This window comes from Nocardioides sp., assembly GCF_029937575.1.
Lineage (GTDB): Bacteria > Actinomycetota > Actinomycetes > Propionibacteriales > Nocardioidaceae > Nocardioides.
In genome coordinates, this window is the sequence record NZ_JAPYPS010000014.1 from 1 (window position 1) to 26,040 (window position 26,040).

The 26,040-nt window shown below is 69.6% G+C and carries 24 protein-coding genes; 8 read left to right on the forward strand and 16 right to left on the reverse strand.

The window, feature by feature from the left end:
- Nucleotides 1-317: 317 nt before the first annotated feature.
- The 3 genes from Q1K33_RS07230 to Q1K33_RS07240 are packed head-to-tail and all read right to left on the reverse strand — an operon-like array spanning nt 318 to nt 1,671.
- Nucleotides 318-953, reverse strand: a complete 636-nt coding sequence (locus Q1K33_RS07230) for an SAM-dependent methyltransferase (RefSeq protein ID WP_300402198.1) — start codon at nt 951-953, stop codon at nt 318-320.
- 28 nt (nt 954-981) lie between these two features.
- Nucleotides 982-1,416: an SRPBCC family protein gene (locus Q1K33_RS07235; RefSeq protein WP_300402200.1), complete on the reverse strand. Its 435-nt coding sequence runs from the start codon at nt 1,414-1,416 to the stop codon at nt 982-984.
- Between the two features lie 9 nt (nt 1,417-1,425).
- Nucleotides 1,426-1,671 carry a hypothetical protein gene (locus tag Q1K33_RS07240; RefSeq protein ID WP_300402202.1) on the reverse strand — a complete coding sequence of 82 codons (246 nt, stop codon included), beginning with the start codon at nt 1,669-1,671 and terminating at the stop codon, nt 1,426-1,428.
- Between the two features lie 78 nt (nt 1,672-1,749).
- Here Q1K33_RS07240 and Q1K33_RS07245 point away from each other — a divergent pair, with 78 nt between their 5' ends.
- The 3 genes from Q1K33_RS07245 (at nt 1,750) to Q1K33_RS07255 (ending at nt 5,442) form a co-directional block, all read left to right on the forward strand.
- Nucleotides 1,750-2,481, forward strand: a complete 732-nt coding sequence (locus Q1K33_RS07245) for a dienelactone hydrolase family protein (RefSeq protein WP_300402204.1) — start codon at nt 1,750-1,752, stop codon at nt 2,479-2,481.
- Nucleotides 2,482-2,666: 185 nt separating this feature from the next.
- Complete coding sequence (locus Q1K33_RS07250; protein WP_300402206.1) at nt 2,667-3,839, forward strand: hypothetical protein; 1,173 nt, start codon at nt 2,667-2,669, stop codon at nt 3,837-3,839.
- Nucleotides 3,840-3,855: 16 nt separating this feature from the next.
- Entirely contained in the window at nt 3,856-5,442 is a 1,587-nt protein-coding gene (locus tag Q1K33_RS07255) for a cation:proton antiporter (protein WP_300402208.1), read from the forward strand.
- Here Q1K33_RS07255 and Q1K33_RS07260 read toward each other — a convergent pair.
- Together Q1K33_RS07260 and Q1K33_RS07265 are read right to left on the reverse strand one after the other, a co-directional pair.
- Complete coding sequence (locus Q1K33_RS07260; RefSeq protein WP_300402210.1) at nt 5,426-5,860, reverse strand: MOSC domain-containing protein; 435 nt, start codon at nt 5,858-5,860, stop codon at nt 5,426-5,428. The two genes, Q1K33_RS07255 and Q1K33_RS07260, sit on opposite strands and share 17 nt — an antisense overlap.
- Before the next feature lie 15 nt (nt 5,861-5,875).
- Nucleotides 5,876-7,111, reverse strand: coding sequence for an HNH endonuclease signature motif containing protein (locus Q1K33_RS07265; RefSeq protein ID WP_300402212.1), 1,236 nt, complete (start codon nt 7,109-7,111; stop codon nt 5,876-5,878).
- Nucleotides 7,112-7,506: 395 nt separating this feature from the next.
- Between Q1K33_RS07265 and Q1K33_RS07270 the strand changes: the two genes are divergently transcribed.
- Both Q1K33_RS07270 and Q1K33_RS07275 read left to right on the forward strand, forming a co-directional pair.
- Entirely contained in the window at nt 7,507-8,472 is a 966-nt protein-coding gene (locus Q1K33_RS07270) for an ATP-binding protein (protein ID WP_300402214.1), read from the forward strand.
- On the forward strand, nt 8,465-11,008 hold the full coding sequence (locus Q1K33_RS07275; protein ID WP_300402216.1) for a S8 family peptidase: 2,544 nt from the start codon (nt 8,465-8,467) through the stop codon (nt 11,006-11,008). Before Q1K33_RS07270 ends, Q1K33_RS07275 begins: the two co-directional genes overlap by 8 nt.
- Nucleotides 11,009-11,368: 360 nt before the next feature.
- Here Q1K33_RS07275 and Q1K33_RS07280 read toward each other — a convergent pair whose 3' ends face one another.
- The 8 genes from Q1K33_RS07280 to Q1K33_RS07315 all read right to left on the reverse strand — a co-directional run bounded on the left by Q1K33_RS07280 (nt 11,369) and on the right by Q1K33_RS07315 (nt 18,884).
- Nucleotides 11,369-12,673: a lipase family protein gene (locus Q1K33_RS07280; protein WP_300402218.1), complete on the reverse strand. Its 1,305-nt coding sequence runs from the start codon at nt 12,671-12,673 to the stop codon at nt 11,369-11,371.
- Between the two features lie 41 nt (nt 12,674-12,714).
- Nucleotides 12,715-13,461: a hypothetical protein gene (locus Q1K33_RS07285; protein WP_300402220.1), complete on the reverse strand. Its 747-nt coding sequence runs from the start codon at nt 13,459-13,461 to the stop codon at nt 12,715-12,717.
- A 24-nt stretch (nt 13,462-13,485) separates the two neighbouring features.
- Nucleotides 13,486-14,127 carry a SatD family protein gene (locus tag Q1K33_RS07290; protein ID WP_300402222.1) on the reverse strand — a complete coding sequence of 214 codons (642 nt, stop codon included), beginning with the start codon at nt 14,125-14,127 and terminating at the stop codon, nt 13,486-13,488.
- 75 nt (nt 14,128-14,202) lie between these two features.
- The gene (locus Q1K33_RS07295) at nt 14,203-15,375 is read right to left on the reverse strand and encodes a lipid-transfer protein (protein ID WP_300402336.1); all 1,173 of its coding nucleotides are present in this window, start codon (nt 15,373-15,375) and stop codon (nt 14,203-14,205) included.
- Nucleotides 15,375-15,767 carry a MaoC/PaaZ C-terminal domain-containing protein gene (locus Q1K33_RS07300; protein ID WP_300402224.1) on the reverse strand — a complete coding sequence of 131 codons (393 nt, stop codon included), beginning with the start codon at nt 15,765-15,767 and terminating at the stop codon, nt 15,375-15,377. The genes Q1K33_RS07295 and Q1K33_RS07300 overlap by 1 nt, the downstream gene beginning before the upstream one ends.
- Nucleotides 15,764-16,165 carry an OB-fold domain-containing protein gene (locus Q1K33_RS07305; protein ID WP_300402226.1) on the reverse strand — a complete coding sequence of 134 codons (402 nt, stop codon included), beginning with the start codon at nt 16,163-16,165 and terminating at the stop codon, nt 15,764-15,766. The genes Q1K33_RS07300 and Q1K33_RS07305 overlap by 4 nt, the downstream gene beginning before the upstream one ends.
- Nucleotides 16,162-16,701 carry a MaoC family dehydratase N-terminal domain-containing protein gene (locus Q1K33_RS07310; protein WP_300402228.1) on the reverse strand — a complete coding sequence of 180 codons (540 nt, stop codon included), beginning with the start codon at nt 16,699-16,701 and terminating at the stop codon, nt 16,162-16,164. The genes Q1K33_RS07305 and Q1K33_RS07310 overlap by 4 nt, the downstream gene beginning before the upstream one ends.
- Nucleotides 16,698-18,884 (reverse strand): acyl-CoA dehydrogenase, encoded by a 2,187-nt coding sequence (locus Q1K33_RS07315; RefSeq protein WP_300402230.1) that lies wholly within the window; start codon nt 18,882-18,884, stop codon nt 16,698-16,700. Before Q1K33_RS07315 ends, Q1K33_RS07310 begins: the two co-directional genes overlap by 4 nt.
- A gap of 129 nt (nt 18,885-19,013) precedes the next feature.
- On the opposite strand from Q1K33_RS07315, the gene Q1K33_RS07320 reads away from it, so the two are divergent.
- Entirely contained in the window at nt 19,014-19,931 is a 918-nt protein-coding gene (locus Q1K33_RS07320; RefSeq protein ID WP_300402232.1) for an alpha/beta hydrolase, read from the forward strand.
- Between the two features lie 9 nt (nt 19,932-19,940).
- Here the strand turns inward: Q1K33_RS07320 and Q1K33_RS07325 are convergent, their stop codons facing one another.
- Nucleotides 19,941-21,386 (reverse strand): wax ester/triacylglycerol synthase family O-acyltransferase, encoded by a 1,446-nt coding sequence (locus Q1K33_RS07325; RefSeq protein WP_300402234.1) that lies wholly within the window; start codon nt 21,384-21,386, stop codon nt 19,941-19,943.
- 159 nt (nt 21,387-21,545) lie between these two features.
- Between Q1K33_RS07325 and Q1K33_RS07330 the strand changes: the two genes are divergently transcribed.
- A complete protein-coding gene (locus Q1K33_RS07330) occupies nt 21,546-22,817 on the forward strand; it encodes an alpha/beta hydrolase (RefSeq protein ID WP_300402236.1) in 1,272 nt (423 codons plus the stop codon).
- A 52-nt stretch (nt 22,818-22,869) separates the two neighbouring features.
- Nucleotides 22,870-24,510 carry an ATP-binding protein gene (locus tag Q1K33_RS07335; protein WP_300402238.1) on the forward strand — a complete coding sequence of 547 codons (1,641 nt, stop codon included), beginning with the start codon at nt 22,870-22,872 and terminating at the stop codon, nt 24,508-24,510.
- Between the two features lie 6 nt (nt 24,511-24,516).
- Here Q1K33_RS07335 and Q1K33_RS07340 read toward each other — a convergent pair whose 3' ends face one another.
- Together Q1K33_RS07340 and Q1K33_RS07345 are read right to left on the reverse strand one after the other, a co-directional pair.
- Nucleotides 24,517-25,467 carry a response regulator transcription factor gene (locus Q1K33_RS07340; protein WP_300402240.1) on the reverse strand — a complete coding sequence of 317 codons (951 nt, stop codon included), beginning with the start codon at nt 25,465-25,467 and terminating at the stop codon, nt 24,517-24,519.
- A gap of 109 nt (nt 25,468-25,576) precedes the next feature.
- Entirely contained in the window at nt 25,577-25,972 is a 396-nt protein-coding gene (locus tag Q1K33_RS07345; RefSeq protein WP_300402242.1) for a response regulator transcription factor, read from the reverse strand.
- Between the last annotated feature and the right edge of the window lie 68 nt (nt 25,973-26,040).

A 26,040-nucleotide genomic window follows, 5' to 3' on the forward strand; every position in this document is an offset into this window, starting at 1 on the left:
GGACAACCGGGCCAGGTCCGCACTCAACCGGGTGATCGCGGCCTCGGTCTCCTCGCGTTCAAGGACCACGCCGGTGCCTCTTTGATCTGGTCGAGCCCGGCTTCGAGCAGGTCGAGGAAACCGAGGACGGGGTGTCCTGTCCCGGTGCCGTCGAGGTGCCTGCTCATGGGACCACTCAAGCACCTGCCACCGACATCGCCGGACGCCCAATCTGGCTCAACCATGCGGGTTGTGGACACCCCGGTTGTGCACAGGCTGTGGACGATTCGTGGGCAGATCGCGCTACGCGTTGCGCGTCGGGAGGAGGCGGTCCATGGTCACCGATAGAACGTGAAGATCGTCTGGCCGGGCACCAGCGGCTCCGGCGCCACCACGAGCCGGTTGACGCCGACCCGCATGCCCGTGCCCTCGATCCACTCCACGCAGGAGAGCTCCTCGAAGCCGGCCTCGGTGAACCACCGTCGGATGTCCGGCACCAGGTCCAGGTCTTGGACGCCACGCGTCCAGATCACCGTCGCGCCGGGTGCGCAGAGCTGTCGGGAGGTGTGCGCGAGGCGCTCGATGTCCTCCGCGGAGATGTTGCCCATGATCCCGCTCAGTAGGACGAGGTCGGCCGGGACCAGACCCTCGTAGGTGTCGGTGAGCCCGGCATCGGCATGGACGACGTCCAGGTCGACGCCGAGGTCGGCGATCCGGTGGCGGGAGACGTCGTTGTTGGCGGCCTCGATCTCCACGAGGGCACCGCTGACCCGCGCCCGATCGGCGGCTTCGGCCTCCGCCAGTACGCCGAGGATGTCGTGCCCCTGCCCGGCGCAGACGCTGAGGACTCGCACCGGACCGGTGGTGCTCGTCAGCCAGTCCCGGATGGCTCCCTGGACCAGGCGCAATCGCGCCGACAAGTCGGAGCCGGGGTCGTCGTACGCCGCGTGCCAGCGCACGTAGTCACGCACCATGCAGACCGTTCTACCCCCGCGGGGAGCGCTACACCAGACCGTTGAGCACCTCGGTCATCTGCTCCTCGGTCTTGGTCCCGATCCGCTCGAAGAGCAGCTTCATGATGGGCTCGGCGATCTTCCCTGCCCCCTTGGCCTCGATGACGGCCTCGTAGGTGACCTCGCTCCCCGCGCCACTGGCGACGACCGTGATCGTGTCCACGGTGGTGGCGGAGTCGTTCTCGCCCTTGAACTCGACACTCCCGCCGGTGAGCTTCGTCAGCTCGTAGGTGAGCTCCGTCTCGATGCCTGCGATCTTCGATACGTTGTGGAAGGTGGTCCCGACCTCGATGGGGCCGGCGCCCTCTCGCGTGCAGGACTCCGTGCCGGGGTCCCACTCCTCGGCGTGGCTGAAGTCCTTGAGGTAGTCGATGACGACGTCGGGGGCCGGGTGGACGTGGAAGGTGCGACTCACGGTAGGCATGCGAACACGCTACGAAGGAAGCTCCGGGCGGGCCTCACCCGTGAGGGGACGTACCTCCTCGCGGTCCGGGTCCCACCGCCGCAGTCCGGTCAGGACCAGCTCCTCGTCGCCCGACCCCACGGCGTCGACCGCGTCCTGCAGCTGCTCGCGCCAGACGCGCCGCCCGAGGGTGGCGTGCGGAAGCCAGCCCGGGTGCTGGTGGCCGGCGGTGACGCCGCGCAGCCGGAGGACCGCCGCCATCACGTCGTCCGGCACGTCGACGACGCGTGCCCACCCCAGGCAGGACGGGTCGATCAGCCATGCAGAGACCGTAACCGCACTAGGCTCACCCCCATGGGCCTCATCGACTCCTGGAGCGTCGGCGAGCACACCGCCGACGGCAAGACGTTCCCGACGTACCGCAAGGGCACCGGACCGGGGGTGGTCGTGATCCACGAGATTCCGGGACTCACCGATGCGGTGATCGGCTTCGGCGACGAGATCGTGGAGGCCGGCTACACAGTGGTGATGCCGCAGCTGTTCGGCGAGCCGGGGATGAAGCTCGCCTCGCTCGCGACCGCCAAGTCCATGGCCTCGATCTGCGTGCGCAAGGAGTTCACCAAGCTGGCGACCCGGGAGACCACCCCGATGGCCGACTGGCTGCGCAGTCTTGCCCGCGAGCTGCACGGCGAGCTCGGCGGACCCGGCGTCGGTGCCCTCGGCATGTGCTTCACCGGCGGATTCGCGCTCGCCATGATGGTCGACGAGTCCGTCGCGGCTCCTGTGCTCTGTCAGCCCTCGACCCCGTTCCCGGTCGGCAAGAAGCGCGCTGCCGACCTGAACCTCTCCCCCGCCGACCTGACCAGGGTCAAGGCTCGCGCCGCCGCGGGCTGCGAGGTGCTCGGGCTCCGCTTCGTCGGCGATGCCGCCGTCGGGACGCGTTTCGAGACCCTCACCTCCGAGATCGGGGACGCGTTCATCAAGGTCGAGTTCCCCGGCAAGCAGCACTCCACCCTGACCCTGCACCGCCAGCAGGAGGGCGTCGATCGGGTGATCTCGTTCTTCGACGAGAAGCTGGCCGTCTGAACGGCGCAGCACGCTCGGGCGAGAGCATCGACGACTACGCCCGCGCCAGGTGGAACGACCTCGTCCGCACGGCTCTCTGTCTCGGCGACCACGTCCTCGATGCTGAGGGCGCGGCCCAGGACGCCCTGGCCCGGTCGTGGTCACGCTGGCCCGCCGAGCACCGCTCGGGCGACGTCGACGTACTGGTGTACGGCGAGCTGTTGGCCGCCCGCGCCACCCGCGGGGGCGGCACCACCGCCAGTGACAGCGAGGTCGCCCGCGTCCTGACGGGCGGGGCCGGACTCGGTCCGCACCAGGTCGAGGACCTGACGGGGACGACCGCCGACATCGCCGAGTCCTGGGGCCCCGAGGAGTGGGACAGCCTGTACGCCGCCCCCGCGCCGATCGCCGAGATCCGTGGCGTGGTGGCGGCGCGACGGCGCAGACGCATCCTCGCGACCCTCGGAGCGGCCGCGGTGGTCGCGGTGGTGGGCTTCGTCCTCGTCGTCTCCGGCGAGGACGCACCCGGACCCGAACCGGACCTCCCACAGGTCCCCAACGCGATCCCGCTCGCCTGGTGGAGCGACGACGTCCTGCATCTCGGACGCGTCGAGGTCGAGACCCCCGGTCTCGAGGCCCTCGCGCAGGCGGGCAGCGACCCGTCGTACGCCGTCGTGTACGGCGACACCCTGGGCCAGGTCGTGCAGGTCGAGGCCGACGGGAGCAGCGCGGCGGTCGGGATGGTCGAGCCCGGTGAAGCCGTGCTCGGATCAGAGCAGGGACGGGTGGCCTGGGTCGACCGCTCCAGCGGCACGCCCGACCTCGTGCTGTGGGACGCCGCCGACAAGACAGCAGTCGCCTCCCTCGACCTCGCGGCCTCGCATGCGGGGGCGGACGCGGTGCTCGTCGGCTTCGACGGCGAGGCGGCCTACCTGCGTACGTCCGACGGTCTGACCGACGTCTGGGTCGGTGAGGGCGACAGCGCACCGGTGGACCGTCGAAGTCCCTACGCCACGGTGTCACTGGGCGGTCGTGACCTGTCCCCGGACGCGCGTCTGCTGGCGCAGTGGACACCCGGTGAGTCCGGGCTGGTCGTGCGCCCATCCTCCGAGCCTGGTCGGGGGCGGCCGATGGACGTGCCCGGCACACGGGTCCTCACGGCGAGCTTCGTCGACGACGTCCGGCTCGTCGTCGTCACGACCCGCACCTACCTGCTGGGCCGCGACTTCAACGACGGGGTCACCCAGTCGGGTCGCTTCCCCGTGGCGGACCTGGTCACGTGCGACGCGAGCACGGGTGACTGCGAGACGTCGCAGCGTCGGGTGGAGGACGTCGAGCCGTCTGACCCCCGGTCCGGGATCGTCCTCGCCGAGCGATGACGGAAGAATGGCGTGGGTGACCGATCTCAGCCTCGTCCTGCTGGCCGCGCTCGCTGCTGGACTGGTCTGCGCGGTGATCCGGCTCCCCCCACTCGTGGGCTTCCTGGCGGCGGGTTTCGCGCTCAACGCCGCGGGAGTGGACGAGCTCGAGGGGCTCGAGACGTTGGCCGACCTCGGCGTCGCGCTCCTGCTCTTCGGGATCGGGCTCAAGCTCGACATCCGGATCCTGGGGCGCCGCGAGGTCTGGCTGACGAGCGTCGCCCACCTCGGCGCGTCGACGGCGTTGGCCTGGGCCTACCTCGGCGTGATCGCCCTGGTCGGCGCCGGCCTGCTGGCCGACACCGACTGGCGCTCACTGCTCGTCGTCGCCTTCGCCCTGTCCTTCTCCAGCACCGTGCTCGTGGTGAAGGCCCTCGAGGAGAGCGGCTCGGCGCAGTCGCGCTTCGGGGTGACCGCGCTCGGCATCCTGATCATCCAGGACATCGCCGCAGTGATCTTCCTGACCGCGGCCAAGGGCTCGCCGCCGAGCCCGTGGGCGGTCCTGCTGATCCTGCTGGTCCCGGCCGCTCTCGTCGTACGTCGGGTGCTCGCCCGGATCGACCACGGCGAGCTGCTGCCGCTCTTCGGTCTGGCGCTGGCCCTCGGGCCCGGCTACGCGCTCTTCGAGGCGGTCGGGCTCAAGGGTGACCTCGGCGCGCTGGTCATCGGGCTGCTCCTGGCGCCCGAGCCGCGCTCGGCCGAGCTGGCCAAGACGCTGTTCTCCGTCAAGGAGCTCCTGCTCGTCGGCTTCTTCCTCTCGATCGGCTTCACCGGGCTCCCCTCCGGCGGCGACCTCGCCCTCGCGGCGCTGCTGGTCGTGCTGGTGCCGTTGAAGTCGTGGGGCTTCGCGCTGCTCCTGCGGCTGCAGGGCATGCGGCACCGGACGTCGGTCAAGGCCGCGACGGTGCTGGGCAACTACTCGGAGTTCGCGCTGATCGTGGCGGCCGTCGGAGCCTCGTCCGACCTGATCGACGAGCAGTGGCTCGTCGTCCTGGCCACCAGCGTCGCATTCAGCTTCCTGCTCTCGGCACTGCTCAACGGCCGCACGGAGTCGTTGGTCACCGTGGCCGAGAAGCGCTGGCCCACCCAGGACTCCGACCGCCTCCACCCCGACGATCGGCCGATCGACGTCGCGCACGCCGACGCGGTCGTGCTCGGCATGGGCCGGGTCGGCTGCGCGACGTACCACCAGCTGACGACGGAGTACGGCCTGCACGTCATCGGCATCGAGAGCGGCGAGGACCGCGCGGCGGAGCTGCGCGCCGAGGGCATGGACGTCATCGTGGGCGATGCGATGGACCCCGACCTCTACCACCGGTTGACCCGGACCAACGAGATCGACCTGGCCGTGCTGGCGATGCCTTTCCACGGTGCCAACCTGACCGCGATGCGGTTGCTGGAGGGCCGGGACTTCGCCGGGACGGTGGTGGCGGTGGCGCAGTACGACGACGAGGCGACCGAGATGCGCACGCACGTGGACGCGGTGCTCGGGCTCTACGACGGCACCGGCACCGCGCTGGCCGACAACGCCGCCGAGCTGGCCGGCTTCACCCGACGGGAGTGACCTCGTCGCCGATGGCGATGGAGCCGCCCTCGAGCACCCGGAACACCGATCCGCCCCGGCGCCGCAACGCCTCCTGGGCACCGCGACCGATCGTGTCGTCGAGCAGCTTGCAGGGTGCTGCCACCCGCACCACCTCCAGGAGCACGTCACCGATCCGGACGTGGGATCCCGGGTCGCGCGGCACCACCCCGTCGCTGATCGTGATGTTGCGCCGGGTCAGGTGGGCGGGCACCTCGGCGCCGTAGAGTGCGGTCGCCTCGGCCAGCGCCGCAGCGCTCTGCACGGTGACGTGGCGGTGCTTGGTGCCGTGGTAGCGGTCGCCCACGATCCCCTTGCCGGCCTCGACCTCGATGTGGTCGACGGCGCGCATGGGGAGTCGGGTCGCCTTGGCGATGTGGAGGCAGAGCACGCTCGTCACGGCGTCAGGCTAGGGCTAGGCGACGCGGGTCCAGACGCCTGGTTGGCGTTGGATGAAGTGGTCTCGGGGGTTGCTGCCCGGTGGTGCGGGGGCGCGGGAGTCGTAGGAGGCTCCGGTCGGAGTCGTGACCCGGGTTGTGTGGGGCTCGATCACGTCCTCGGAGACCACCTCGTGGGTGATCCCGGGGTCCTGCTTGGTGTAGTTGCAGGCCTCGCAGAGGCCCTGACCGTTGTGCAGGCTGGTCTCGCCACCCTCGGCGGCCTCGTGGACGTGGTCGAGGTGACGGATCGGGGCATCGCACCACGGGGTGCGGCAACGGCGATCGCGCACCTGGATGAACTGACGGAGCCGGCCGTGGAAGACACGTTGGGTCGACTCCATCGCGACCAGGTGGTCGGTGTCGGCGAACAGACGCCGGATCACGGTCCGCGTCCGCGGCGAGGCCAGAATCAGCTCGCGCGCGACGGTGGCCGGGATCGGACCCAGACCCGGGACCTCGGCAGGCTCCGTGCCGCCCGCCAGGAGCGACTCGACCGGCACGACCAGGTCGATGCGGACCGGCACCGAGTCGGCCACGACCTGGCCGGTGAGGCGCTCGACGAACAGGTCGGCCTTGATCTGCGCCCGGGTCCGCTCATCGCCCTGCTGCTTGAGGAGGTCGGCCCGCTCATCGAGGGAGGAGACGATCGCGGCCATCTGCCAGTCCGCGATCACCCCGGTGACCTCGCCACACCCATCAGCACGGGTGCGGGACTCGACATGACGGGCCTTATGGGCGCGTTCGCGCTTGCGGAGCGCTGCGGCTTCGTCGATGCGCAGCACGATCCGCCGTGCAGCGTCGGCGATGTCGCGGTCTCCGAGGGTCGGGTGCTCCAGCAGGTGATCGGCGATCGCAGCATCCGCCGCACGACGGTCGGCCAACGCGAGGTCGGCGGTCTCGTTGACGATGATCTCGGCGCGCCGTTCGTTGAGGTCGCCCGACTCGAGCAGTCCGAGAACCTCGGGGTGGTCCTCGACCAGCCCGCGGGCGAGCTTGAGGAACCTCGCGCCCCGGTGGGGCGACTCGTGACGCGCCAGGCCGACCTCGGTGGCCATCGCCTTCTCGCTGGTCGTCGGCCGCACACCGGTCTCGTCCAGCCGTGCGGTCAACCGCGCCTGTCGCGCACACATCGCTGCCTTCAGCCGCTCGATCTCCTCCAGCTCCGCGACACACTCCACCGCCGTGTCGGGGAGCGGGTCGACTGCGAACATGTGTTCGATTATACACAGAACGCTCGCCTCTCGCAATGACGCGCTCCCCGTTGGGGATGACATCACGTCAGACTTTGGCCGACGACGGTTCGTGAACGTCCCGGCAAGGAGCCTTGGCGGTGGAGGACCTGGATCGGGTGCCGCCGGCCGAGCGCAGGCTCTACAGCCATGCCCGGCTGTCGACCGCCCTTTGGACCACAGCGACGCAGTGGAGTCCAGCAGAGTGGTGTACGACGACCTGAGTGAGCGTGCCTCCGACGTAGGCGCGGCTTTGCGCCCAGAATGACGTGGGCTAGGGCAAGCCGCGATCGGCACCAGGTCGCACAAGAAGCCGCCACTGACGGACACGACCCCTAGACTCCAACCTGCGAGGCTAGAACGACGGGAGGTGGATCGTGGCCGGCTCAGGTGAGCACGTTAAGGCGCTCGTGCGTAGTCATGCGAGTGGGGACGACGAAGCCTTCTATTCCGTCGCCCTTCAGGTGGCTGCCCAAGCGGCCCGGCAGGGTCACCACCGGCTCGCAAAGGACCTGAAGACGGCAGTCGAAACGTCGCGATCTTCTGGGACCAAGAAGGTCACATCCATCGCCCAGCCTCGGGGCGACCTCTCTGACCTTGTCATCGCGTCACACCCGACCGTCAGTTTGAAAGAACTCGTCCTGCCTGACGAACTCGCGTCGCACGTGCAACGCATCCTGAGCGAGCAGCGGCAACGTAAGAACTTGCTTGACCACGGCTTCGAGCCCTCCCACCGGCTTCTGTTCGAGGGCCCTCCCGGTACAGGCAAGACCATGACGGCAGCCGTGCTTGCTCATGAGCTCTCGCTCCCGCTTCTGACCATTAGGTTGGACAGCTTGATGAGCAAGTTCATGGGGGAGACCGCGAGCAAACTTCGAGTGATCTTCGAGGCCGCCGAAACTCAACGCGCCGTCTACCTTTTCGACGAGTTCGACGCGCTAGGTGGCGATCGCGCGGGGAACGACGTCGGCGAGGCGCGGCGCATCCTCAACTCCTTCCTCGTCTTCTTGGAGAACAGTTCCAGCGAAAGCCTCATCGTCGCCGCCACCAACCACCGGTCGATCTTGGACAAGGCTCTCTTTCGGCGGTTCGACATGGTCCTTGATTACGCGTTGCCCGATGCTAGACAGGCCGCAATAGTCATGCGAGGCCGTCTTGGCTCGATCGCAAAGGGAGTCCGCTGGCCGTCGCTTGCCGAGAACGTGGCCGGACTCTCACACGCTGACTTGGTACGCGCGGCAGAGTCTGCTGCCAAGAGCGTCATCCTGTCGGGCGGTAGCAGAGTGACGGTTGACGACATACGCTCAGCGCTTCGGTCACGCCAGGCAGCGAGTCTTGGCTGAGGGCCGCGAGCACCTCAGCCACCTCCTAGTTGAAGATCGCTCTAGCTACGAGGAGTTCCGCCGCCGGGGTGGAGGAAACGCTCAAGCGCGGCCAGTTGAGGACCGAGCCGGACACGGGCGTGGACGCGTCACCGAACTGCAGGCAGCGTTCGCACGTGCCGACGAGGAACGCGCGCAACTGACCGAAGAAGAGTTACGCGCGCTCGGAACGGTCGTCACTTTGGAGGGAGACGACCCGGCCTACCCTCTGAAACTCGACAGCCTTCAGCAACTCACAGCGCACCGCGACCCAAACAACAAGCGACCGAAGTGGCTTCTTCTGTCCGTTCTCCCAGCCAATGCCTTATTGGACCTTCCCGAACGCGCCACAGTCTGGGTTAGCGACGAGTACCGGACGAAGTTTCTGCAGCTCTTCGAGGACTATCTGGCGAAGGAGACCTCGAGCGGAAATCCGCGCAACAACTCCCTTGTCGCCAACATTGCACGAATCCGCTCGACAATTCTCCAGGATCTGTGGCAGTCCGAAGGATCGCCCCCAGCAGTCGAGCCAGTGTGGTGGGAGATCTGGTTACGCCCGAGCGACGATGGGCCCGATCTCCTGCGCCAATTTGCGCAGTCCGCTGATCTGGATGTCTCTGCGCGACTGCTCCGTCTCGTCGATCGAGACGTCATGTGGGTCGAGTCGACATGGGCACAGCTCGAGGTTCTGCCCTTCACAGCAGTGCCGCTCGCTGAGATACGCCGTCCCGAGTTCGTTGACACGATTCAAGATCTCTCCGCTGACGAGCAGGCTGAGTACGTCCAGGACTTCGCGAGTCGCCTCGAGCCGGCCGACGAACTGCAACCAGCCGTGTGTCACCTCGACACTGGGGTAGCTAGGACGCACATCCTTATCGAAGGTTCGCTCGCCCCTCAGGATCTACACTCTGTCCTGGGTGCCAGTGGATTCGACCAGCCCGGCCATGGAACAAAGATGGCCGGGATCGCGCTCTTCGGCGCTTCGGTTGACCAGCACCTGATCGGGTCCGATCAGGTGAAGCTTCGACACCGTCTCGAGTCTGTTCGCATACTCCCCACGAAGAATGAGAAGCCCCACAACCCCCTCGCCTACGGTGATGTGACGGCGCAGGCGGTGTCCCTGCCCGAAATCGCCTCCAACCGGCGGCGCGCTTTCTGCATGCCGATCAGCACCACAAGCGACACCCCTGGAAACCCAGGACAGCCGACCTTGTGGTCGGCGACGATCGATGCTCTTGCGGTCGGCTCAAGCGTCGTCCGAGATGGAAACGAGCTCCGCCTCCTTGCGCCCCCCGATGCCAACGCTGCTCGCCTGCTTGTCGTCTCAGCAGGAAACGTTGACACGTTTGTAACCGATCACTTGGCCGAGTCCGACACCTCTGCCATCCGCGATCCTGGCCAGGCGTGGAACGCCCTCACTGTCGGCGCTCACACCGAGCTGGTGACACCGCCAACCGATCCGGCCTTCGCTGGATGGTCGGCAGTTGCTGATTCCGGCGATCTCTCGCCACACAGTCGCACGTCGCTTCCATTCGGCCCCCGGCCGTGGCCAATCAAACCCGACATCGTGATGGAGGGCGGCAACGTCCTGCACGACGGCGCTTCCATGTTTGAGCCCAATCACGCCGCAACATCCCTGCGGACCACCGGACACGAGAACGATCAAGCGCTCGTTTCCGCTAACGCAACTAGCGCAGCGACTGCACAGGCTTCCCGACTTTCCGCTTTGGTCATGGCGACCTACCCCGAGTACTGGCCCGAGACGGTTAGGGGCTTGATCGTTCACGCTGCTGAGTGGACCCCCGCGATGCAAGCTGAGATCGACCGTGCGCGTGCGCGGGGCCGTCAAGCACAGCAGGTGCTTTTGCGGCGCTACGGCTGGGGTGTGCCGACGGAGGAGCGGGTTCTCTTCTCGTCTGATCAGACGGTCACCTTAGTGGTGCAGGACGAATTCATCCCGTTCGACGGAGCCCAGTTCACGGTCCCAGCATTCCGCCTGCATGACCTTCCGTGGCCAAAGCAAGTGCTCCAAGATCTGGGCGCGGCCTCGGTGGCCCTGCGCGTCACACTTTCGTACTTCATCGAGCCCACGGCTTCTCGGCGGGGCTGGAGGCAGCGGTACAAGTACGCTTCGCACGGCCTTCGATTCGAGTTGCAGGATCCGCTTGAGTCAGAGAGCCAATTCATTCAGCGGGTCAATCAAGAGGCCCGAACCGAGGAAACAGGAGGTCGCCCTACGGGAGGCCAGGTGTCCTGGACCGTGGGACCCAATCAGCGGAATTACGGATCTCTGCACCAAGATATTTGGGAGACGTCGGGGGCCGAGCTCGCCAGTACCGGAAGGCTGGCGGTGTACCCGGTCGGCGGTTGGTGGAAGAACAACAAGACGCGCGACCGGATCGATCGGCCAGTGCGGTATTCCCTAGTTGTTTCTCTCAAGACAGATGCAACAAACGTCGACCTGTATACGCCTGTCGCGAATCTGCTCCGCGTCCCCGTCGAGGTCGTGGTCGAATAGGACGAACGGCTTTCGACTGGTGGCTTCATTCGCGGTCGCTTCAACGCGGAGGTCGGTGCGGGACGACACCTACCGTCACGCGCAACTGCAACGACTTCCTCCGGAACGCTCGGACATCGCGCGCGAGTTGACCCGGGATCCCTTCGTCGGCACGCCATACCGCCGCGCGCACCTTTGACGCTGGGTCTGCCGCGAGGCGACAGCACACCGCGAGCGACAGTGGGCGCCTGAGGCCATCGATCTGAGCCTGCGCTTGCTGCACGCATAGGCGAATGCCGGACCTAGCCCATTCCACCGCGTATGCGCGCGTTGTCAGCACCCTCGCCCCGACGCACACCAAGCATCCGCCAGCCGCCGCCGTCAGCCGGCGCGGCCGGTCGCGGTCTTCGCCGCGGCGCCGAGCATCCGGACGAAGCCCGGCCAGGCCCGTGGCGAGAGGGCGGTGGAGGTGACGGTGCGGGTGCGGGTGGTGACCGGGGCCGGGTCCTGCTGGAAGCGCCGTTCGAGCCAGGTCAGCATGGTCGGCAGGCCCAGGATCATCAGCGAGATGTGCTCGCTGAGCCGGTCCCGCACATAGCTCACCTCGACGCCTGCCTCGACGTAGCGGGCGACCTGACCGTCGACGTCGGCGACGTCGATGATCTGGTCGTGCACCGACTGCAGGACCAGGACGGGACACTGCGGAGCGGCGACGCCGAGGCGGAGGTCGTCGAACACCTCGATCACCTCGGGCTCGGCGAGCACGTCGGCCAGGGGTGGGTCGACGAAGTCGTCGAAGTCATCGAACGCATAGCGCACCACGGCTTCCACCGTCGTCATCTCCTGCAGCCGGTCGAGGCGCCGGATGCCGTCGGCGTGCGTGTGGCGGCGCACGATCTCGCCGAGGCCGGGGTAGGCGTGCCGCAGGCCGGACACGACCAGGGCCGGGAGGCCTGCGTTGAGGCCGCCGTTGAGCTTGATGAACGCCTCGCCGGGGTCGCCGACCGGTGAGCCGAGCACGGCCCCCACGATCGGGATCTCCGGTGCGTAGTCGCGCGCCATCTCGGCCGCCCAGGCCGAGGCCATGCCACCTCCCGAGTAGCCGATCAGCCCGACCGGCGTGTCCCGGGTCATCCCGGTCGGTGGGTACGCCGTGGCCGCGCGGATCCCGTCGAGCACGCGGTAGCCCGGCTCCCGCGGCGCGGCGAAGTAGCCGTTGCGTCCCTCGTGGTCGCAGAGACTCACGACGTACCCCTTGTCCAGCAGCCCGGCGATGATCATCAGCTCGAACTGCGGCAGGGCGCCCCACGCCCGGGCACCGGGGCGCAGGGCGTAGGAGGGGAAGCACCGGTCGGACACGGCGTCGATCGCGCACTGGTAGGCCACGAGCTGCTGGGGACGCTTCGGGTCGTGCTCGCGCGGCACGAGGACCGTCGTGACGGCGACCTCGGCACGTCCGTGGAGGTCGGTGCTGCGGTAGGCCAGCTGCCACGCGGTCAGCCGGCGCTGCGTGACGAGCCCCAGGAACGCGACGCGCACCTGTCGGCTGCGCACGATCGCACCGGGCACGAGTCGAGCGAGATCGTCCGGCGCGTCGTAGAACGGGTCGTCTCCCGGTCGTGCCGGCCTACGTGTCGTGCGCTCGTCGGTGTGCGGGACCGTCCAGTCGAACGCGTGCTCACTCATGTCTCATGGTCGCACCCGGTTACCGGTGGGTATCAACTGCGTCATGTGGCGGCCAGCGCCAACGCCACCAGCGAGACCGTCCACGAGACGAAGCTGCCCACGAGGAAGTACTCGGTGACCTCGTGGATGCCCGGGCCCGTGGTGCCGTCGGCGCGGGTCGACTGCAGCTCGGGGAAGCGGAGCAGCCCCTTGGCGGCGATCACGATGCTTGCGGCGGTCACCTCGCCGGCCAGGCCGAGCCCGACGATCAACAAGCGCTCCATCGGGCCGAGCAGTCGCCCGCCCTTGAGAGACGGGCTCGGGCCGGTGGTGGAGCGCAGCGGGTGGGTGGTGCCGCTCGCCCCGAGGACCAGGCGCACGATCACGTTGCCGGTGGACAGCTGCACGAGCAGAACGCCGCACAGGAGGAGCGCGCGCTCCGGGGCGAGCTCGGAGAGCAGCGGCAGGGTGGACTCGCGCAGCACCTCGCGCAGCAGACCACCCTCGGGATCTCCGCCAACCGAGGCCAGCAGAGCCAGCACCAGCACACCACCGAGGACGATGAGAGGCACTGCGAAGCGCTGGCTGCCGAACCCGTAGGTGACGCTCTCGCCCCACAGCACGACCGCGCCCGCGACGAGCACCAGCCCGAGCACCGCCAGCACTCCGAGCCCCGCGACACCGGAGAGCAGGCCCAGCAGCACGACGGTGCCCGCGGCCACGCCCTCGGCCAGCCGTGGGCGTCGCGTCCAGGAGAACGCGAGGTCGCAGGTCCCAATGCCGACCAGCAGCAGCCCCAACCAGATCACGCCGTGCACCTCATGCCATACACCTCATGCCAGAGCCTCCATCCACTCGCTCATGCTCACGACGACCCCGATGCCACCGTGCCGTACCCGCTGCGAGATCGCCGAGGCGGAGACACCCTCCTCGTCGGCGATCTCCCGCTGGGTCCGCCCGGACAGCAGACCACGCAGCACCGACAGGGCGCGATCGTCCATCCGATCGACCAGCTCGTCGCGGGCCAGCAGCGCCGCCTCGACTGCCCCGGTCGGCTCGTCCGGGTTCGCCGAGCGGTACGCCGTGCGCGAGGCGCCGGTCGCGGCCCGCTCGGCGCGCTCCTCCGCCGCGTCGATCGCGGCCCGCGCGGCCCACCACCCGGGGCCGTCCTCGATCCGGGCCTCCTCGTCCAGGACGGCGGTGGCCCCGCGCGCGATCCCGTGCCGCACGTCGTACGTCGGGAGCAGCGCCAGCCGCAGGGTCAGCGTGATCGCGGTCGCGGCCCCGAGGGACGGCACGGTGCCCTGGTACTCGTCTCCCACCGTGATCCGCAGGTCGGTCCCCCAACGGCCGTTGACCTGGCCGAGCGCAGCAGCGAGACTCCGGTGCAGGCCAGGACGGTCGGCGACGTCACGGGAGCCGACGAGGTCGCCGATCACGACGACCGGGCCTGCCGGCTCGTTCTTCACGTCCATCACATGAAGAGCATACCTTCATTTTCAAATAATGAAGCCATCTACTTCAGGTAGTTGGAATCAGGCCGATTGGAATCAGGCCGACAGGATCAGGCCGCTCGTCGGCACCCCGGTCCCCGCCGTGACCAGCACGTGCGACGACGCCGCGGCCTCGACCGGGTTGACCGACGTGCCGCGAATCTGGCGCACGCCCTCGGCGATCCCGTTCATGCCGTGGATGTAGGCCTCACCGAGCTGGCCACCGTGGGTGTTGAGCGGGAGCCGCCCACCCACCTCGATCCCGCCGTCGGCGATGAATCCCGGCGCCTCCCCGCGCCCGCAGAAGCCGAGCTCCTCGAGCTGCATCAGCACGTACGGCGTGAAGTGGTCGTAGAGGATCGCCATCGGCATGTCGTCGGGCGAGAGCCCGGACTGGCGCCACAGCTCGCGCCCCACGACGCCCATCTCGGGGATCCCGATGTCGTCGCGGTAGTACGACGTCATCACGAACTGGTCGGCGCCGCTCCCCTGGGCGGCCGCCGAGATCACGGCCGGCTTCTGCCTCAGGTCGCGTGCCCGCTCGGCCGAGACGACCACGATCGCCTGCGCACCGTCGGACTCCTGGCAGCAGTCCAGCAGGTGCAACGGGTCGACGATCATCCGCGAGGACTGGTGGTCCTCGATCGTGATCGGCTTCTCGTAGAAGAAGGCGTTCGGGTTCGTCGCCGCGTGCCGACGGTCGGCCACGGCCACCGCCCCGAAGTCGGCCGACGTGGCGCCGTACTCGTGCATGTAGCGCCGCGCCTGCATCGCGACCGTCGCGGCCGGCGTCCCGAGGCCGAACGGGTAGCTCCACGCGTTGTCGAGGCCGTTGGTGTTGACCTGGGTGGCCGCCGCGACAGAGAACTGGCCGAAGCGGCTCTCGGATCGCTCGTTGAAGCCGCGGTAGGCGACCACGACGTCGGCCACACCAGTGGCCACCGCCATCGCCGCCTGCTGGACGGTCGCGCAGGCGGCTCCCCCGCCGAAGTTGATCCGGCTGAAGAACCGCAGCTCCGGCAGCCCGAGCTCGCGGGCGACCGCGATCTCGGAGGAGGTGTCCATCGTGAACGTCGTCAGGCCGTCGACGTCGGAGGCGCTCAGCCCCGCGTCGGCCAGCGCGTGCTGGATCGCCTCCACCGAGAGCTGGAGCTCGGAGCGCCCCGAGGCCTTCGAGAACTCCGTGGCGCCGATGCCCGCGATCGCGGCCTGCCCGCCGAGGCTCCCCATCACGCACCCACCCGGACCTTCACGGTCCCGGTGACGTGGTTGCCCAGCGAGACCGCGCCGGTCACGGCGATGGTGGCGACACCGTCCTCGACCGCACCGACCTCGCCGGTGAACGTGAGGGTGTCGTAGGGGTACGCCGGTGCTCCGAGCCGGATCGCGATCCCGGCGATCTCGCCCGCCTGCCCCGTCGCACCCGTCCAGTCGGTGACGTAGCGCTCGACCAGGGCGGTCGAGGTCAGGATGTTGACGAAGATGTCCTTCGACCCGGCGGCCTGGGCGATGTCGCGGTCGTGGTGCACGTCCTGGAAGTCACGGGTCGCGATGGCGGTGCTGACCACCAGGGTCGGGGTGATCGGGACCTCCCAGGTCGGGATGGTGTCTCCGGTCCTCATGCTCGCCTCCAGATCGGCAGGGTCAGGTCGTCGTCGATGCGGTTGAAGTCGACCTGTACGGCCATCCCCACCTCGACGTCGGCGATCTCGTCGTCGGGGACGTCCACAAGCTCGCCCAGCATCCGCAACCCCTCCTCGAGCTCGACGAGCACGAGCACGATGGGCAGCTCCTTGCCCGGGACCGGCGGGTGACGGTGGACGACGTAGGAGAAGACCGTGCCGCGGCCCGAGGCCACGACGTGCCCGCGGTCGAAGGCGCCGCAGTCGGGGCAGGTGGGGCCGGGCGGGAAGCGCAGCGACGCGCAGGCGTTGCAGGACTGGATCCGCAGCTCACCGACTGCGGTGCCGTCCCAGAAGAACTGGGAGTCCCGGTTGACCATGGGTCGGGTGAGGCTCATCCCTGCGCCTCCTCGGCGGCAGCGCCCTTCGGCACGAACTTGAGCACCCGGAAGAGCATCGTCGCCACGACCTCGCTGGTCCCGTCGGAGCGGGCGGCGTACCAGGTGTTGCGCGACGTCACGAAGTAGCCGACCCCCATCCCGGTGGTCTTCGGCCCCACCACCGAGTCGAGCGCGGTGGTGACGCGGACGTGCTCACCCACCTTCAGGGTGCGGTGGTACTCCTGCTCGCAGTTGGTGCCGAGCACGGCCGTGTAGCCGGCCTCGGTGAGCACCTTCATCATCCCGTGCAGCGGGTCGTCGGCCGGCGGCTTGCCGCCCTGGCCGTACATCGTCCACACCTGGGCCATCGAGGGCGGAGCCTCGCCGGCCTTCCAGCGCGGGTCGGTGTTGCCCATCGCCTCGAGCCAGTTGTTGATCGTCGGCTGGTTGACCGGATCACGCGCCTCACGCTCGGCCGCCTCGCCGAGCGCCTTGATCCGCTCGGCCTCGGCCATGATCGCGTCGTGCCCCGACATCGAGGTGGGCCCGCTCATCGCGGCACCCGCGGCAGTGCGAGGCCGAACATCGCGATCAGCTCGCGCTGCACCTCCTGGACGCCACCACCGAAGGTGAGCACCAGGTTGCGCTTGATCTGGGCGTCGAAGTAGTCGACGAGTCGCTTGGTCTCCGGGTCGGCCGGGTCGCCGTAGCGGTGCACGAGCCCGATCAGGTCGGCGGCCACGTGCTGGACCTGGTCGGCGGCGAAGACCTTCGACGACGAGGCGTCGCCGACCGAGACCTCCCCCACGGCGGCTGCGCGGGCGACCTCCCAGTTGAGCAGCTCGTTGACCCGGAAGATCGCGGTCGCGCGACCCATCACCTCGCGTACGTCGGGACGGTCCATCACCCCGGCCGCCGTCGCCCACGTCGCGACCCGGTCGCGCAGCCCCTCGATCCGCCCGGCCGGACCCAGCATCACGCGCTCGTGGTTGAGCTGGGTGGTGATCAGCTTCCAGCCCTGGTTCTCCTCGCCCACCAGCATCTCGACCGGCACGCGCACGTCGTTGTAGTACGTCGCGTTGACGTGGTGCGACCCGTCGGCCGTGATGATCGGGGTGAACGAGTAGCCCGGGTCGGTGGTGTCGACGATGAGGATCGAGATGCCCTTGTGCTTGGGCGCGTCGGGGTCGGTGCGCACCGCCAGCCACACGTAGTCGGCCTGGTGGCCGCCGGTGGTCCACATCTTCTGCCCGTTGACGACGTAGTGGTCGCCGTCCCGTTTGGCGCTCGTGCGCAGCGCGGCCAGGTCGGTGCCGGCGTCCGGCTCGGAGTAGCCGATGGCGAAGTGCACGTCACCGGCCAGGATCCGCTGGAGGAACATCTCCTTCTGCAGGTCGGTGCCGTAGCGGATCAGGGTCGGCCCCACGGTCTGCAGGGTCACGGCCGGCAGGTGCACGTCGGCGTGCTGGGCCTCGTTGGCGAAGATCGTCTGCTCGATCTCGCCGAGCCCGTGGCCGCCGTACTCCTTCGGCCAGCCGACACCCATCCAGCCGTCCTCGCCCATCTGGCGCACGATCCGCTGGTAGGTGGGTCCGTGGCGGTCGCGCCCCATGTCGACGTGCTGGTCGTCGTCGGCCAGTCCGTGGAAGTAGGCGCGGATCTCGGCCTTCAGCTCGCGCTGGGCGGCGCTGAGCTCGAGGTTCTTGCTCGCGGAGTCCTCGATCGACACGTCGCCGGCGTGGGTGCCGAAGGCGTGCGCGATGTCCTTGGTCCAGGAGAAGTAGTGGTGCAGCGGGTAGGTCTCGTCGACGCCCATCCCGCCGTGCAGGTGGTGGCAGATGTGCAGGACCCGCGGAGCCTCGGTCGTGACCCAGTACGCCGCGACGGCGAGGTCGTCGGTCGCGTCGAGGTCGACGGAGACGCGCCAGGCGGCGTTCTCGGCCGCCAGGTCGATCGTCCGGGCGCCGATGTAGATGTCGGCGGCCTGCATGGCCACCGCCTGGAACTGCGCGAGCGACCGGCCGAACTGCGTGCGCTCCTTGATGTACGCCGCCGTGAGGTCGCGCGCTCCGGCGACCACGCCGGCTGCGGTCAGCGCCAGTCCCGTCGTCGCGAGGTCCGTCAGGCGGCGTGCGGCGCCCGGCAGCAGTGCCTCGGCCGGCGCGTCCTCGAGCACCACTGTGTGCGTGGTCAGCCGAGCCGAGGAGCCGGACTCCAGCAACGTGACGCCGGGCCCCTGCGGGTCGACGAGCACGACCACCGCGTCGTCGCCGTCGCGGGCCGTCACGAGCAGACGTCGCGCCTGGTCGGCGTAGGTGACGCCGACCTTGCGGCCGCTCACCGTCCCGTCGCGGTAGGTGCTCGTCGGCAGCGTGCGGTCGCCCACCCCGCGTCCGACCTCCCGCACGGCCGGGGTCAGGATCAGGTCGCCGCTGGCCACGCCGGGCAGGAGGGCCTCCTGCTGGCTCGCGGTCCCGTGCGTCGCCAGGGTCAGCACCCCGCAGCACAGCGTCTCCCAGGCCGGCAGGTGCAGGGCACGCGTGCCGGTCTCGCGCAGCAGCACCCCGACCTCCGGCAGGCCGAGCCCCTCGCCGCCGTACGCCTCGGGGACGGGCAGCGACAGGAGGCCGGCCGAGGCCAGTGCCTTCCAGTCCGCGTCGCGGTCCAGGGCCTCGCGGGCGACGCTGCGGACGGCGTCCAACGCCTCGTCGCGCTCGGTCGAACCAGCGTCGTTCACGGTGTATCCGTCCACTGCCACAGGTGCTCCTCGGGGTGCTGTCATCCACGCCGTACCGCGAAACTGTAACCTGTTCTAGTCCGGGGCGGCCATGCCCACCGGCGTGGAGACGAGTCGAGAGGCGGACCGATGAGCAAGTCGAGCAGCCTGTCCCCCGTGACCATGCTGCGCAACCGGGTCTACGTGCCCTTCGTCCAGATCCCGCCAGGCTCCCTCGTCGAGCTGCCAGGACGCGGCACGACGTACGTCACCGACACCCCCGGGCCGGACGAGCACTCCCCGACGATCGTGCTCCTCCATGCCCTGGGGTGCACCGGCCTGCTGACCTGGTTCCCGGCGATCGACGCACTGTCGCGTCGCTTCCGCGTCGTGACGCTGGACCAGAGGTGGCACGGCCGGGGGATCACCGACGACGACTTCTCCCTCTACGACTGCGCCGACGACGTCGCCGCCCTCATCGACGAGCTCGACCTGCGCGACGTCATCGTCGTGGGCTACTCGATGGGCGGTGTCGTCGCCCAACGCGTGTGGCGCCAGCACGGCGACAAGATCCAAGGTCTCGTGCTCTGCTCGACGACGGACAAGTTCCAGCTCAACCTGGTCGAGCGGGGCTTCTTCACGGGGATGGGCACCACCATGATGGGCCTGCGTGGCCTGTCCCGCTCGGCGACCATCACGCGCGCCGCCCGCGCCGCGGCGTCGGCTGCCGACCTGGCTCCCACCGACATGGGCGAGTGGGCGCTGGCGGAGTTCAGGTCGACGAGCCCGTGGGCGGTCGGTCAGGCTCTCGCCGCCCTGGGTCGTCACCACTCACGCCCGTGGCTCGGGCGCATCGACGTCCCGACGGCCGTGGTCGTGACCACCAAGGACCGCGTGATCCCGGCCGCCCGGCAGCACGCCCTGGCCCGCGCGATCCCCGGCGCGACGGTGCACCTGGTCGAGTCCGGGCACGCGGCGTGCGTGCTGGAGTCGGAGAAGTTCGTGCCCGCACTGCTCGAGGCGGTTGCCACGGTCAACGCGCGACGCCGGGACTTCCAGCGCCGCTGAGCCGGGCCGCTACTCCTTCTTCGCCCGAGTGCTGGGAGCGCTCCGGATCGGCGTGGCCGTGGCCTCGAGGTTCCTCACGGCATCGCGCAACCGCTCCAGCTCGAGGGGGAAGTGCCGCACCAGCGCGTCGACGTCGGGCATCGACTCCCGACAGGCGATCACCCCGACGTGCACCTTGCCGTCGTTGGAGGCGACCGTGATGTTGAGCCCGGCTCCGTGGAAGACCGGCCCGAGGGGATGCATCGCGGAGATCCGCCCGCCCATGAAGTAGAGCGGCATGGGCGGTCCCGGGACGTTGGAGATCACCAGGTTGTGCACGACCGGGTGCTTCTCGGCCAGGCGCAGCCCGGCGTAGGCGCGCACCGCGAGCCCGAAGGTGCGCGGCACCGCGAACTCCGCCCAGTCCTGCAGCGAGTCGGCGCTGATCGCGTCGTGGTGCTCGCGAGCGTTCTTGTTGGCCGCCGCCATGTCGCCCAGCCGCTCGAGAGGGTCCTCGGTGTCGGTCCCCAGGCGAGCGAACAGCGAGGACACCTTGTTGGCTCCCCCGGTACGGCGTGAGTGCTCACGCACCGAGACCGGCACCGAGGCCAGCAGCGAGGCCTCCGGGAGCTCACCCCGCTCGTCGAGGTAGGCACGCAGCGCACCTCCCGAGACGGCCAGGACCACGTCGTTGACGGTCGTGCCCGTCGCGGACTTGACCGAGCGGATGTCGTCGAGGCTCATCTCGCACAGACCGATCGTGCGATGGCCGGTGATCGTGCCGTTGAAGGAGGTGCGCGGGGCGGTGAGAGGCGCAGCCATCGCTGTGCCGGCACGGGCACGACCGATCGTGCGGGCGACGGTCCGACCCGTGGGAGCGAGGATCTTGGCCGCGTGCACGGGCAGCGACAGCTTGCTGGCCACGGCGCGACCGAGCAGCTCACGCGCGCCGACGTCGCGTCCGTGCTCCGCCACCGGCGGCGCGAGCGGCGCCTGGTCGGCCTCGAGCGAGCAGAGGTGGGAGAGCAGGTTGGAGCCGGAGACCCCGTCGACGGTGGCGTGGTGCATCTTGAGGAACACCACGACCTTGCCGTCGTCGTAGCCCTCGATGATCCACATCTCCCACAGCGGCCGCGAGCGGTCGAGCGGCAGTCCGGCCAGGTGACCGGTCAACGACGTGAGCTCGCGGTACCCGCCGGGCTGAGGCAGCGCGAGGCGGTGGACGTGGCGCTCGATGTCGAACTGGCGGTCCCGCACCCAGATCGGATGGTCCAGGCCGAGGGGCACCCGGCGCAGCTTCTTGGTGAAGGCCGGCACGTCGCGCACCTGCTCCTCGATCGCGGACTGCATCGCCTCGAAGGAGTACGGCGTCGGCATCGTCGAGGGATCGACCACGATGACCCCACACACGTGCATCAGCTGCGCCGGCGTCTCGAGGTAGAGGAAGCTCGCATCGAGCCCGGACAAGCGATCCATGAATCCATCCTCAACGTGGTGCGGCACCGACGGCCAACTAGAACATGTTCTATCTGCTCAACGACGACCGGGTGGCGGGGGTCACGCGTGACCGGCGTCTCAGTCTCACCCACCTGCCGCGCGGACACACCCGGTAAGACGCTGGCCTACATTCGAGGCATGGGATTCCGACGCCGCCAGCTCGTCACCGCAGCGCTCACCGCGAACGCCCTACGCCCGCTTCCGGGCTTCCGCACCGGGATCCCCGCATTCTTCGCCGGGTGGCTGAGCGGTGAGCTGGCGCCGCACCTGCTGGCCGCCACCGCCGTCGACTCCCTCGCCCACGCCACTCGCCCGAACGGCGGCCGTCGTGACCGAGCCGGGCTCGCGCTGGCCGGCGCCAGCGCTGCCGGGCTCGCCCTCCTGGTCGCGCAGAGCCGCCGCAGTCAGCAGATCGCCGAGGGGGCACTGGCCGAGGCACTGGGCGCCGACTACCAGGACGCGCTGGACGCCCGACCGACCCCCGCGGAGCTCGCCATCCCCTGGCGCTCGCTGGTCAACCCGTTCCGCAACCCCACGACCGACGTCGTGGTCGAGCGCGACATCGCCTACAACGACCGCGGCAGGCGGGGCTTCCTCGACGTCTACCGGCCGGCGGCCGGCGCCAGCAACGCTCCCGTGCTGCTCCAGGTGCACGGGGGCGGGTGGACGATCGGCAACAAGGACCAGCAGGGCCTGCCCCTGATGAAGCACCTGGCCGCCAAGGGATGGGTGTGCGTCGCGATCAACTACCGCTTGGCGCCGCGCGATGCCTTCCCGGCCCACATCATCGACGTCAAGCAGGCGATCGCCTGGATCCGAGAGCACATCGCCTCGTACGGCGGGGACCCGACGTACCTCGCGATCACCGGTGGCTCTGCCGGCGGTCACCTGTGCTCCCTGGCGGCGCTGACCGCCGACGACCCGGCGTGGCAGCCCGGCTTCGAGGACGCCGACACCTCCGTGCAGTGCGCCGTGCCGCACTACGGCGTCTACGACTTCGCCGGCGCCAGCGGCCTGCGCAGCGCCGAGCTGATGCGCGACCGGTTCCTGGCCCCGCGCGTGCTGAAGCGGACCTTCAGAGACGACCCGGCGGCGTTCGAGGCTGCCTCCCCACTGCTCCGGATCACCCCGTCCGCACCGGACTTCTTCGTCCTGCACGGCTCGCACGACAGCCTGGTGGACGTGCGCCAGGCCCGTCAGTTCGTCGAGCGTCTCAAGGAGACGTCCGAGCAGAGCGTGGTCTACGCCGAGCTGCCCGGCGCCCAGCACGCCTTCGACGTGTTCCCATCGATCCGGTCGGCGCACGTCGTGCGCGCCATCGACCGCTACCTGCACTGGCACTGGAACACCTGGCGGGCGGGTCTCGACCACGAGGCCGAGCTCAGCGAGGAGTCCCAGAACCCGGGCTGATACCCCCGGCGGTTTGCCCTCGCAATGCCGGGACCCGTGCCAGACTTTGCCCATGGCAGCGGCCCCGCGCATCTGCGCGGCGCTGGCCGCGGTCTTCGCGCTGAGCGCTGCCTCGGTCGCCTTCTCGCCTGAGGGCTCCGACGTCGCGGCCTTCTGGCCGGCCGCCGGTGTCGGCTCCGGGCTCCTCGCCCTGAGTCCCGTGCGCCGCTGGCCGCTGCTCGCCGCCGCTCTCGTCGTCGTGGCCGCGGCGGCCAACATGGTCAGTGGACGAGAGCCCGGGGTCGCGCTGCTGTTCGGGATCGCCAACACCTCGGAGAACCTCGTCGTGGCCGTGGCGCTGGGGGCACACCGGGCCCGGCCCTGGTTGCGCACCCGCGCAGATCTGGGTCGGCTGATCCTCGCCGGCCTCCTCGGGGCGATCACCGCAGGCGTGCTGGCCTCGGCCACCGTGGTGGCGCTGCGTGAGGGCACCTTCGTCCAGGTCGCCTCCAACGTGGCGGCCTCGCACGCGGCGTCCGAGCTCCTGGTGCTCCCCATGCTGCTCGTCCTGTGGGACCCACGCTCGCGGCAGCCTCACACCTCGGCGCCGCTGCTGCGCGTGGTCATGGCGGGGGCGGCCCTTGCCGCGTTCGCCGTCGTGCACCTCGACGGTCAGGAGCTGCCGCTCGCCTTCCTCCCGTTCCTGTTCCTGGTCGCGTGCGCCCAGCTGCTGTCCCTGCGCGGGCTGGCGGTCGTCGCCCTGGGCTGCGGCTTCGTGGTCACGATCCTCACCGCGTACGGCGGTGGCCCCTTCGCGGCAGCCGGGCTCGAGGCGAGCACCGTCGGAGCCCTCGTCCAGCTCGACCTGGTCGTCATCGCCCTGGTCTCCTACCCGCTGGGGATCGCCATCGCCCAGACCGCCGCCTCGACGGCCGCCGTACAGCGGGAGCAACGCGCCCTGCGGGCGGCCTTGGAGCGCGAGGAACGAGCCGTCACCCGCCTGCACGAGATCGACCGGGTGCGCTCGGAGTTCCTGACCACGATCAGCCACGAGCTGCGCACGCCGCTGGCCAGCGTCCTCGGCTTCACCCAGATGCTCGCGGACGGCGACGTGGGAGCGACCACCCCCGAGCAGGACGCCGTGCTGCGCCGGATCGATCGGGGCGCCCACCGACTGAGCGGGCTGGTGGACAACGTCCTGTCCATCTCCCGACCCGAGGCCGTCGAGGCAGTCCCCCAGCGGCACACCCCCGTGGAGATCGCGACCGTGCTGGAGCACGCCCTCCAGGCGATCGAGCACCTCGTCTGGGATCGAGAGCTGGACCTGCGCGTGGGCCCCGTGCGGGACGGCACCCTCGTCGTCGGGGACGCCGAGAGCCTGGAGCGGGCGGTGGTCAACCTCCTCAGCAACGCCGTGAAGTTCACCCCCGACGGCGGCCGCATCGACGTCAGCACGGAGGTGCTGGAGGGGCCGGCGGGCAGGCAGGTGCAGGTCGCCGTCCGGGACACCGGGATCGGCATCGCCGCCCGTGACCAGGAGTCGCTCTTCGAACGGTTCTTCCGCGCTGAGGCGGCCGTCGCCGCGAGCGTCCCCGGCACCGGCCTCGGACTCAGCATCGTCAAGGACATCGTCGAGGACCACGGAGGCACCGTGACGGTGATCTCCGCCCTGGGCGAGGGCACGACGGTGCTCCTGCGACTGACTGCGCCCTGAGCTGAGTCAGGAGCCCGAGCGTCGCTCAAGCTCCACCGCGAGCCTGCTCACGCGCGAGAGGATCTCGTCGACACGTTGGGCCACCCCGACGGCGGGGCCGTCCTGATCCGCACCCGAGCCGGGGCGCATCAGCCGCACCGCGAGGTGAAGGGCCGTCAAGGCGTTGTTGAGCTCGTGGGTGACGTCGCCCGTCCCGAGCGCGCCGATCCTGGCCACCTCCTCCCCAGAGTCCTCGGTCGCGGTGTCGGCCACCGGCCCGCCGCCGGCAACCTCCTCGGCGATCCAGCGATAGCCCGACCCACTGTCCGTGCGCAGGAAGCGCGGGTTCGTCGCGTCGTCCCCCAGCTTGGCTCGCAGGGTGCGGATGTGAGCACGCAGCGCCGCGCGGGTCTCGTCGCCGTACCTGTCGTCCCACACCTCGGCCAGGAGCCAGGCGTGCGTCAGCAGGCGCCCCGGTTGGGAGACGAACACCTCCAGCAGCCGCCACTCCTTGGGGGTCAGCCTGACCTCCTCGTCCTCGACCAGCACCAGCCGCGCGCCCAGGTCGACGGTCAGCGTGCCGTAGGTCAGCACGAACGAGCGCTGCTCCCCCGAGCTCTGCGCGCGACGCAGGAGCGCCCGCAGCCGGGCCACGAGCTCCTCGATCCCGAAGGGCTTCTGCAGGAAGTCGTCGGCGCCGGCGTCCAGGGCCTCCACCCGTCGTCGCTGGTCGCTCACGCCGGAGAGGATCAGGACCGGCACGTCACTCCACGTGCGCAGCCGTCGTACGACGTCGACGCCGTCCTCGTCGGGCAGCCGCAGGTCAAGCACGACCACGTCGGGCTCGGCGATGGCGAGCTGCTCGACACCCGAGGTGGCGTCACCCGCCACGACGGGCTCGAAGCCCTCGCGCAGCAGCGCCGAGGTCAAGGCCCGCGTCAGCTGCACATCGTCGTCGATGACGAGCACCCGGGTCATGGCGCGAGCATAGGCCAGCCGGCCTTCACAGGATCCTCACGCCGTCCCCTGCTGCACTCACGTTCCTCTGCCGTCCGCGGTGGTCGTCGAGTGCGCACACCGGCGCTCGTCAGCGGAGCTCGAGCAGGGCTGAGATCCGCGCGAGCAGGACATCGCTGTCGAAAGGCTTGATCAGGTAGTCCGTCGCCCCTACCGCCAAGCCCTCGGCCACGTGGGCATCCTGGGTGCGCGCGGTCAGCAGCAGTACCGGCAGCGCGTCGTACGCCGGATCGGCGCGCAGCTCGCGAGTCACGGCGAGGCCGTCGAGCTCTCCGGGCATGGCCACGTCGAGGATGGCCAGATCGACGCCACCGCTCTCCCGCAGAGCCGACAGCGCGGCAGCGCCATCTCTCGCCATGACCAGGTCGTACCCGGCAGCGCCGAGCAACATCTCCAGCAGCACGTGCACGTCAGGGTCGTCCTCGGCGATCAGGAGCCGTGGCTGCCGCCTGCTCTCCCGCTCCATGGGAGCCACGGTAGTCCCTGCCCGGCCCCAGCTCCCGACACCACGCACAGCTCGACTTCACACGGTCT